The organism is Polaribacter sp. 11A2H (assembly GCF_011379025.1).
Lineage (GTDB): Bacteria > Bacteroidota > Bacteroidia > Flavobacteriales > Flavobacteriaceae > Polaribacter.
The window spans coordinates 706-11,313 of record NZ_WTLD01000024.1; the positions used below are offsets into that span (position 1 = coordinate 706).

The 10,608-nt window shown below is 32.8% G+C and carries 7 protein-coding genes; 2 read left to right on the forward strand and 5 right to left on the reverse strand.

Annotation, left to right across the window (positions count from 1 at the left end):
* The 3 genes from GQS58_RS16540 to GQS58_RS16550 all read right to left on the reverse strand — a co-directional run.
* A partial coding sequence (locus tag GQS58_RS16540; RefSeq protein WP_205860460.1) for a thrombospondin type 3 repeat-containing protein occupies positions 1-1,209 on the reverse strand: 1,209 nt, incomplete at its 3' end.
* Between the two features lie 178 nt (positions 1,210-1,387).
* Entirely contained in the window at positions 1,388-1,537 is a 150-nt protein-coding gene (locus tag GQS58_RS16545; RefSeq protein WP_166387951.1) for a hypothetical protein, read from the reverse strand.
* A 28-nt stretch (positions 1,538-1,565) separates the two neighbouring features.
* Positions 1,566-5,705, reverse strand: coding sequence for a glycine-rich protein (locus GQS58_RS16550; protein WP_166387953.1), 4,140 nt, complete (start codon positions 5,703-5,705; stop codon positions 1,566-1,568).
* A 281-nt stretch (positions 5,706-5,986) separates the two neighbouring features.
* Here GQS58_RS16550 and GQS58_RS16555 point away from each other — a divergent pair, with 281 nt between their 5' ends.
* Together GQS58_RS16555 and GQS58_RS16560 are read left to right on the forward strand one after the other, a co-directional pair.
* Complete coding sequence (locus GQS58_RS16555) at positions 5,987-6,403, forward strand: CBS domain-containing protein (protein WP_166387955.1); 417 nt, start codon at positions 5,987-5,989, stop codon at positions 6,401-6,403.
* Positions 6,404-6,636: 233 nt separating this feature from the next.
* On the forward strand, positions 6,637-7,770 hold the full coding sequence (locus GQS58_RS16560; protein WP_205860461.1) for a PepSY-associated TM helix domain-containing protein: 1,134 nt from the start codon (positions 6,637-6,639) through the stop codon (positions 7,768-7,770).
* Between the two features lie 157 nt (positions 7,771-7,927).
* Here GQS58_RS16560 and GQS58_RS16565 read toward each other — a convergent pair whose 3' ends face one another.
* Positions 7,928-9,292, reverse strand: coding sequence for an exonuclease domain-containing protein (locus GQS58_RS16565; protein ID WP_166387957.1), 1,365 nt, complete (start codon positions 9,290-9,292; stop codon positions 7,928-7,930).
* Entirely contained in the window at positions 9,293-9,949 is a 657-nt protein-coding gene (gene rpe / locus GQS58_RS16570; RefSeq protein WP_166387959.1) for a ribulose-phosphate 3-epimerase, read from the reverse strand.
* Between the last annotated feature and the right edge of the window lie 659 nt (positions 9,950-10,608).

Below are 10,608 nucleotides of genomic sequence, written 5' to 3' on the forward strand. Positions count from 1 at the left end.
TTGTGTATTTAACCTGTAGTAAGTTACTTCAGACGCTTGGTCAGTATATCTTAAACCTGGTTCATTATTATTTGGACCAGCATCATTAACAAAAGGGGTACCAGACGCTCCACCTTCTACAACTGTTATTAGACCTGCGTTTGCATTGTTAATTATTAAATCTTTACTAAAACTAAAGTTAGGACATTCTACAACATCTAGAATACCATCATTGTCACTGTCTTCGTCATTAACATCTGCAATACCATCACTATCTGTATCTGTTAAGTCTTTTGCTGTAATATTTACACTACCGTTATTTCCGTTTGTAAAGAAAGCTCCATTATTTAGAGCATCTACACCAGCAATAATTGTACTGGAAACATAACCAGTTATACCAGTATTCACTCCAGAACCACCACCACCAGCAGTACTACCAGTACCAGTACCGGCACCACCACCACCTGAAAAACCACCACCAGCACCACCAGTAAAACCACCAGTACCACCACCACCACCAGTAAAACCTCTACCACCATTACCTGAAGTTAATGTAGAATTACCTCCAAGGGCTAATGCAAAAGATCCATCAGTAGATCTTACACCACCACCAGTAGCAAAAGTAGCACCTGTTGTAGCATTACCACCAGGGGTATTGAATCCTCCACCAGCAGCACCACTAGCACTACCAGCACCACCATTACCACCAGTACCAGCAGCACCAAATGCAGTACCAGTTCCGGGAGTACCATCTAGATTGTTAGTACCACCACGACCACCAGCAGCACCTCCACCACCTCCACCACCTGCAATAAGTGATATTGTGTTATTAATGTAAATAGCTGTACTACCACCACCACCACCGGTGTTATTACCTCCACGACCTCCTTCTGCTACTAAATACCTAATAACATCTCCATCGTTTAGGTTATACGTTGCGCTAGCAGTAGCCCCTTGACCTCCATAAGCTTGAGATCCGTGTCCTCCTTGACCTCCGGTGATAACAAAAGAAATTTGTTTTGGTCCGCCAGTTACGGTGTAAAAGTTAGATTGTACTGTTGATGTATTTACAACTACAGTTTGAGCAAATGCTTTAGAATTAGAGAAAAATAAGAAACTTGCAAAAAAGAATAGTTTTAATGCAGCCGCTGTTTTAGAAGTTAATAACGAAAAAAAAGTATTGTCGAATTTACTACGAAGTGTCTTCGTTTGTTTGTGAGGGATAGCCATAGAGGGTTTTTTTTATATACGAAAGTAATGATTTTTTTAATTTTTTTATAGGATTTTACATTTTTTTTAGCAATAAAGAACTTAATAGTACTGTTTTCTTATGAATTATTGTGTAGTTAGTGTTAATTTTTTGATAAAAAAAGCTAGACCAATTATAGGTCTAGCTTTTTTTAAAGAATTATTTAAAGTTTAAATTTTTAGTATTTATAATGATAAAAACACCATATAATATAGCGACTATAAGTAGTGCTAAAATTTCATGATTTATTTCTAGTCCTGGAGGTGGGGGAGGACCAGCAGGAGGAGGAAGCTGGGTAAGTATCATCATTTTATTTAATTATTAGGGTTATTGCTTTTTAGTGTCTAATTATAATTTTTTTATTAATTATGCCTTTGTCAGTATGTGTTTTTACAATATAAATACCTGTTGGTATTTGTTTTTTTATAGCTAATTGATAGGTGTTTTTTTGTTCTTTAATGCTCCAAAGGGTTACTTTTTTGCCAAGAATGTTAAACAATTCTACATTATTAATATGTATTTCTTCGTTTTTAGAAATTACAATATTATTGTTCTTGTTATCGGCATAAATACTTGTCTGTTTAGATACAATAGCATCTTTTACACTAAGTGTTGTGTTTTTGGTAAATGCTAATACAAAACGACCTGTATAAGTACCTTTATCTAAGCTAAAGATAGCATTTTTATTTGTAAGGTTGTATGAAGTTTGTGTAAGTTTATCGTTAATAAAGATATTTTTAGATACATTTTGTAGTTCATCTATCATTATATTTACTTGACCAGCGTTATCCATTTTAATTTCTAAAGGAACTTCTAAATCATTAGATATTTCTTGTACACCCGCAATTACATAGTTTTTATCATCTGAAGGAAATTTAAAATAGAAATCTGTGTTACCAACTTGGTATATTTCAGAATCATACCCTTTATCAAAAGCAAAAGAATTTGTTTCTTGAAAAGAAATTGCTATTTGATTGTGTAATAATAATTCTTCTGTGTTTTTATACTCGAAACCTAATTTAATAACAGGTAGTAAGTTTGTTGAAATTGCTGTTTTACTCCTTTTTGTATTTCCTTTAAAGAATACAGATTCTGTGCCCTCTGTTATATAAGCTCTTTGGCTGTTATTAAAGTTGATATCTCCGCCAGTATCATCACCTACTATAAAGAAACCTTGTGCTATTGCTATGTAAGATGATGGCGTTTTATATGTATTACTGCTACTTCCTGTACCTCCAGTACCATTGTTATTATTATCAGCTATAGAGCTAGCAGCTGCAGATGTAGTTAAGTTTATAGTTGCGTACCCACCAATGTACCCACCAAATACATGTCCGTCTATTCCGTTATTTTCTCCTAATTTACTTTTTTGTTGTTCCCAGAAATATAGAGTCCCAGTTGTACTGCTTAGATTGTCTTCTATAAATTTTCTAGTATTTATAGCTGAAGGAAAAGGGTTGCCAATTAAGTAATCATTTCCGGTACCTATAGATACAGCTGTTGTAAAATTACCATCATTAGGGGTGCCTACAAAAGTATAGTTTTGTGCTTTTCCTGGACCTTTAAAAATGTAACCATCTCCTCTATTTATTATACCATTTTTATATTTATGTACATAGTTAGCTCTACCGCTAGAGGCAGGAGCATAGGTGTAAACCCAGAAATCTGCAAGAGTAATTGGGTCTGTAGCAGCTCCGTCATAACCAGACATAAATTTAATATCTTTTGGGTTGCTTGTGTCTGTACCATCTTTTAACACGCTTTCTATTGTATAGGTGTTTGTGGTAGAATTAACAGGAGAACTCATATAGTCATATCTATATAAACTAGGTGTTTCAGAATCTTGATCTACTAAAAGTTTACCAGCGCCAAATATTTTAGAGGTTGTTGCATGCGTTTGTACTAATTGAGCTAATGTACCTGCTAAACGAATATCTCCATCTAAAGTAATATCATTTGTAACTACTAATAATTGATTGGTTACTGTTAACGTGTTACCAGATTCAACTTTTAGTTTTCTAGCGCTTAATTTGTTCGCGTTGTGTTCAAAATTTTGATCAATTACTACAGAACGAGATCTGTCTGGATACCCATTTGTATACAAATTGTTCGTAGATGTTGATGTAGTATTATTAATTCTATGCAAACCTAACAACGTATTTGCTTCTGTGCTAGAAGCTTTAATTTCTGAAATTAAAGGATCTTGTGGATGTCTTTTAGTTCCTGCAACAGTTTCATCACCAATTGGTTGATAAGGTAGAATTGCATCATCTATAAATACTACCCATTTACTAGCATTGTAGTTTTTATTAGGTGTTAATGTTTCATCTATTCTTACTTGTGATGTTTTATCAGCAAATGCTTGAATAACATCATATCTGTTATCATACGAAGAAGCATTATTAGTAGATGATAAGGTAATCATGTCATTAGCACCTTCAATATTGGTTAAAGCATCGCTAGTAATTACTCTTGTTATATCCGAATTATCAAAATTAGTAATTGCAGTATTAGTGCTTTTTAATAATATTGATGTACCAGGAGCTAATATATTTGGAAATGTATAAGAAGTAGTTGGCGCAGTTGTTTGTGCACCAGTTCTATCTACATATAATTGAATTTGAATAAGACTAGCGGCAATACTTTTAGTGGCATGAATGTTTGTAATTTCTATCCATCTGTCTTTGTCTGTATTGGTATCATTATCAAACTGATATACTTGGGTAATCATGGCAATTCCATCATCTGTAATATCTCTATAATCTACATCTCCAAAAGTGAGTACATCTGCATCCGTATCTGTAAAATTATCAGTTTGTGTGTTGTCAAAAACACCATTAACATCTGTATACCCTAAATCTGTATTCCCTGTTTCTACAAGATCATTTAAACCATTAATACCAAAAGTACCGGTAGACATTCCGTTACCATTATTTGGTAAACCTGTACCAGATTCTACCACATCAAATATACCATCACCATCAGAGTCTAGGTCTAAATAATCTGGTATTGTATCTGCACTTGTGGTTGCGCTTGCGTCTGTGTTTGTTGGGTTTATGCCAATAGAATTAACACTACCACTTAGATTGTTGTCATAAGCGTCATCTAGACCGTCATTGTCAGAGTCATTTCCTGAAGGAGTAATATAGTCTTTTGTAGATTGTGCCTCTATGTTATCTGGAATGCCATCATTGTCTGAATCTAAATCGAGTCTATTAAAAATACCGTCTCCATCGTCATCACACTCAAGAGTTATAATTAATATAATTAAGCCATTACCACCATTTTGAGCACTCGTGTTTCCACCAATACCAACTCCAGAAATATAATCACTGTCTCCAGACATAGGAGGCGCTTGAATACTACCTTTTATTGTAAGGGAGCTTGTTGCTGCTGATAAAATATAGCTAGAGCCACCACCACCACCACCTTCTTCATTATTTGCAAAAGAACCACTACCACCACCATAATAACCACCACCACCTGCAGATCCATTTAATCTAGAATTACCACCTTGTAAAAAAGAACCAGAATTTCCGTTTGTGCTACCACCACCTGTTGTTTGAGTACCACCAAGTCCGTTTATAGCTGAACGATTGTCTGTTGCATCCCCACCAGTTGTTCCGCCACCTTCTCCAGCATGCGTTCTGGCATTTGAATAAGCAGGCATAGAACCACCACCACCAGCTATAGCAATTAAATCTGCTTGTGTTACGGAACTGGGATTTTTTAAAGAGGTGTAACTTATGGCAGACATACCACCACCGGCACCAAAGTTTCTTATAGCTCTATTAAATACCTCAGAATACCCTGCACCACCATTTCCATAGGTGAGAGAACCTGTTGAAGAATCTCCTCCTTGACCTACTGTTAGTATTAATGTATTATTTATAATGTTATCTTTAGAAATTGTTAATTCTGTATATCCGCCAGCACCTCCAACCCCTCTACCTGGTCGTTCATCTCCTCTACCACCAGCACCCCAAATTTTAGCAGTTATAGATTTTGTGTTAGAAGGAATAGTATATGTTTGATCTGCACCTGTATAAGTATAAACTAACTTATTTGTATCTAGTGTCATACATTCATTAACATCTAAAATACCATCATTATCATCATCAATATCTGTAGCATCGTCTATACCATCATTATCTGAATCTACCATAGCAATAGTAACTGCTTTATAACCTGTTTTTTTTAATTGAGTTGAGGTATTGGTTTTATTGATAAAAGGAATCTTGTTGCTTTCTTTAATAGAAAATGTTTCTGTTAAAGTTTCAATATTCCAATTAGGGTTTTCATAACCATTCGTATCAGGTGTATTTGTTACAAAGTTAGATGGGGATGTTTCAAAATTACTGCTTAGAAGTTGTGTGTAACTGTTTATTGTAAATAGAATAAAGACACATAAAAAGTGTGCTTTTTTAAAATGAAGCATTTCCTTAAATCGCTTCATTATTTTTAGGGGGTTAGTCATGAAAAAAAGTTTTTGTATTTTTTGTAAAAGTAAAATTTTATTAATTAAATAGGACTTATTATTTGTATTTCAGTGAATTAATTTCGCATCTTATTATAAAAATATACGAAGTAAATAGCGGTTTAGTTTTAAAATTCTTTTGTTTTTTATTTGTAGAAAAAAAATGTAATTATTTTTATTGATTAGTAAAATGTTTTCTTAAATTTTATAAAACTGATATAAATCATCTTTTAAACTTGGTTTTATTCAGAAATTTGTCTGTATAATTAAAAGATTAAATTATGAGAAGAGACGAGCCGATATCTACAATAATGGCAACAAATTTAGTTACATTAAATGTTAATGGAGATTTAGTAACTGCAGAAAAGATGTTTATAGAACATAAAATAAAACATATTCCTGTAGTTCGTGATAAAGAAATTATAGGTATGCTAAGTTATTCTGATATACAGAAAGTTAGTGAATCTCGTTTAACCGAAGACGGAACTTCTGTAAATAGCTTTGTAAATAATACATTTACAATAAAACAGGTTATGGATAAAAATATTACAGCAATTCCGCCATATACATCTATTAAAGATGCAGCAGAATTATTAACAACAAAAGGATTTCATGCTTTACCAGTAGTTGAAGATTCTGAACTAGTAGGAATAGTTACTACAAGGGATTTAGTAAAATATTTGGTAGCAAAATTATAGTGGTTTTTTATATTGGTTAGTTAGTAAGAAAGAGGCTTTTATAAAGCCTCTTTTTTTTGTTTATTATAGCGGTTAATCTTTTTTAGGTTAAACTCTTTTTAGAAGAAAAGAGTTTTTAAAATTATTATTTATATTTAATCTAAATAAGTTTTGTGTATCTGGTTTTGAGTTTTATATTTGCGTTTTTATTTAAAATAAAATAAGTAACTCATTTTTGTACACAACCTTTAATAATGAAAAAAACAACTCGGTATTCTTTTAGAAAGCTTATAAACGATATTCATTTATGGTTGGGTTTGGCTAGTGGAATTATTTTATTTTTAGTGTGTATAAGCGGAACAATTTTAACTTTTTATCATGAAATAAAAGATTTTTTTGCTGATGATTTTAGTATTGAAAAAACAGCAAATAAAGAGACGGTAAGCGCTTTAGTAACCACCTTAAAAGTTGCTGAAATAGGTTTTGTAGCCGGGGTAACTATTGCTGCAGACCCAAAGAAACCGTATGTTTTTAATGTAAAAAAAAATCTAAAAGAGAGGCGTGGTTCTAGGGTGTTGGTCAACCCTTTTTCTAGTGAAATAATAACATTAAAAAAAACAAGTGCAGATGCATTTTTAGCAACAACATTTAAATTACATAGATGGCTTTTGTTGGATGCTAAAATAGGAAGGCCTATTGTAGGTGTTGCTACCATTATCTTTTTAATTATTTCATTTTCTGGTATTTATTTATGGTTTCCTAAAAAGCTAAAATGGCGAAATATAAAACAAGGTTTTAAAATTAAAACCAAGGCCAATTGGAAACGTATAAATTACGATTTACATAATACATTAGGCTTCTACACATGTATATTTATTATAATTATGGGTATTACTGGCTTGTGTTGGTCTTTTGAAGGTTATAAAGATGGTTTGGGAAATTTAATAGGAACTCAAATTTTTAACCGTTCTAGTCCAGAGTTTCTTATAGAAAATACCCCAAGTAATAAAGTGATTTCGGTTGATGAAGCAATTTTAATAGCCAATAAAACTCTTGATTATAAAGGAGATTTATCAGTAACCTTTCCTAGTGAAAAAAAGAATTACTATCGCTTTAGTAAAACGAATGATGCTAACTTTTCTCCGGTAACATCAGACCTATTATTTGTTGCGCAGTATGGAGAAGTTTTAGCGGTAGATTATTTTAAAGACAACCCCTTAAATGTACAATTTGCATCGTTAATAAAACCGATTCATACCGGAGAGATTTATGGTCTGTTTTCTAAAATAATTTATTTTTTTGTGTGTTTAATCGCTACAAGTTTACCTGTTACAGGTACTATTATTTGGATAAATAAATTAAAGAAATCAAAAAAGGAAAAGGTATAACTTCGTTTTTTAACCGAGTTCAATTGTTAAAAAAAAATAATAGATTACTATCTAGAAATATTTTTAACCTTTTAAATATCATTTTTATACTTGTAATACTCATAGCTTTTTAAGAAGAAAAAGGCATAGTTAACATGTGTATTGTTTGTAAAGTAACCTAAATAGTTTTAGTATTTTGTTTTTTTAAATAAGCAGCAATAATACGCTGAATATCTCTATTGTCTTTTTTTGGTTCTACAAAAAATTGATAATCTTCTGGGTTTTCTAGTTCTTCAGATTGCTGCATATCTACATAACCAAAACCTTGGTAAATACCGTCTAAAATTAAAGCAAAACCAACTTCGTTTTCAGTTCTACCGGGTTCTTTAATAACCAAGTTCTCTGCACCAATACCTACAGATTTAATAGCTTCTTTTACACGTTTATTATAATCTTCTACCGTTTCTTTATCGCAACAAATACCTTTACATTCTTTTAACTGATAATGAAAACAACTCGCAACGTTGGTTTGTAAATGACAATATTTTGGGCACAATATAAATTCTTTGCAAAGAAGTTCTAAATGATTTCTTGCTTCGGCAACAGTGTAATATTTCATCATTGGGTTGGGTACCAACTTTAAACGATTGTAAGCTAAATGGATAATTCCTTTTTGGTCTTCGTAAGAAAATAAACCAATAGCTTCACCGGCTCTTCTTTGTGCTCTATTAAATTTTGGATAAATGTGTTTTATTTCTGCAGATTCATGCAAGAGTGCTAATAATTCACTTCCTGTTTTTGTAAAAGAAATATCGGCAGTTTCCATGCACATGGTTTGCTCTTTTTTCTTTTTGTCATAAAAATGACTGATTACACGTTGCTTTATATTATTTGCTTTACCAACATAAATAATTTCTTTCTCTATATTTTTAAAGTAATAAACGCCATAAGTTTCTGGTAAATTATCCACAACTTTTTTGTCTAAAAGAGGAGGTAAGGTGGCTTGTCTAGATTTTGGGTTTAAAAAAGAGTTGATGGTAAAATTATCATCTCTTTCTATCAATCTTCTAAACAATTCTGTGGTTGCTTCTGCATCTCCTTTTGCACGGTGTCTCCCATTAATAGCAATGTTTTCATGTGTACAAATATTCCCTAAACTATAAGAACTTAAACCCGGCATTATTTTTCTAGTTAAACGAACGGTACAGAGTTTTTTTCGTTTAAAATCGAAGCCTAAATTTTTAAATTCTTCGTGAATAATATTATAATCGAAGTTAACATTATGCGCAACAAAAATAGTGTCTTCTGTAATTTCGGCTACCTTTTTTGCAATTTCATAAAACTTAGGTGCATTTCTTACCATGGCATTTGTAATACCTGTAAGATTGGTAATAAATGCAGGTATATTTTGCTCTGGGTTTACCAAAGAAGTAAACTCGTCTATGACTGTTTTACCATCAAAAACAAAAATGGATATTTCGGTTATTTTAGAACCTTTATATCCATTTCCTGTGGTTTCTATGTCTACTACTGTATATAACAATTATTCGATTGTCTTTTTTAAGTCGGCAATAGTTTGAGTAGGGTTTTCTGCTCCAAAAACAAAACTACCAGCTACTAAAACATTTGCTCCAGCTTCAATTAATGCATTTGCATTATAAGAGGTAACTCCTCCATCAATTTCTATTAGACACTCAGATTCTGTAAAATCGATTAAATGTCTTAATTGACTTACTTTTTTAAAGGTATTTTCTATAAATGATTGTCCGCCAAAACCGGGGTTTACACTCATAATACAAACCATATCTAAGTCTTCAATTACATCTTCTAAAACGGCAATTGGTGTATGTGGGTTTAAAGCAACTCCAGCTTTCATACCTGCAGCTTTTATTGCTTGTATGGTTCTGTGTAAATGTGTACAAGCTTCGTAATGTACTGTTAAAATATTGGTACCTAAATCTGCAAATGTTTGTATGTACTGATCTGGGTTTACAATCATTAAATGTACATCTATTGTTTTTGTAGCATGTTTAGCAATTGCTTTTAAAACGGGCATTCCAAAAGAAATGTTAGGTACAAAAACACCGTCCATAATATCAATATGAAACCAATCTGCTTCACTATTGTTTACCATTTCTATGTCTCTTTGTAGGTTAGCAAAATCTGCTGCTAAAATTGAAGGTGCAAGTAAATTACTCATTTATTTGTTGTTGTGTTGTTATTTTATATGGCAAAGGTAATTAATCGCAAGGCGATAGCCAAGGGTTTAATTTTTTGATGCTTGCCACGAAATAAAAAATAGTTATTTTGTAAGTTTTCTTCTTATTCGCTAGCGCTAGTGTCTCCCGCTCTTGCCAATACAACTACTTCTTTGAAAGCGATCATACTATTTTTCTCTTTTTACAACTGATTCATGAGGTACAAGCGAGACGCTCGCACCAGCATTGGGAAAGTGAATTAAAATAGTTAGCCTCCGCTAGCGCGAGCGTCCCGCTCGTGCCAATACAACTACTTCTTTGAAAGCGATCATATTATTTTTCTCTTTTTACAACTGATTCATGAGGTACGAGCGAGACGCTCGCACCGGCATTGGTAAAGTAAATTAAAATAGTTAGCCTCCGCTAGTGCGAGCATCCCGCTCGTGCGAATACAACTACTTCTTTGAAAGCGATCATACTATTTTTCTCTTTTTATAACTGATTCATGAGGTACGAGCGAGACGCTCGCACCAGCATTGAGAAAGTGAATTAAAATAGTTAGCCTCCGCTAGCGAGAGCGTCCCGCTCGTGCCAGTACAACTACTTCTTTGAAAGGGATGATACTATTTTTCTCTTTTTACAACTGATTCATGAGGTACGA

What these genes read in the sequence shown, in the direction of transcription:
- GQS58_RS16545 (WP_166387951.1), bottom strand. Translation starts at nt 1,537, where the DNA reads ATGATGATACTTACCCAGCTTCCTCCTCCTGCTGGTCCTCCCCCACCT.
- GQS58_RS16550 (WP_166387953.1), bottom strand. Translation starts at nt 5,705, where the DNA reads ATGACTAACCCCCTAAAAATAATGAAGCGATTTAAGGAAATGCTTCAT.
- GQS58_RS16555 (WP_166387955.1), top strand. Translation starts at nt 5,987, where the DNA reads ATGAGAAGAGACGAGCCGATATCTACAATAATGGCAACAAATTTAGTT.
- GQS58_RS16560 (WP_205860461.1), top strand. Translation starts at nt 6,637, where the DNA reads ATGAAAAAAACAACTCGGTATTCTTTTAGAAAGCTTATAAACGATATT.
- rpe (WP_166387959.1), bottom strand. Translation starts at nt 9,949, where the DNA reads ATGAGTAATTTACTTGCACCTTCAATTTTAGCAGCAGATTTTGCTAAC.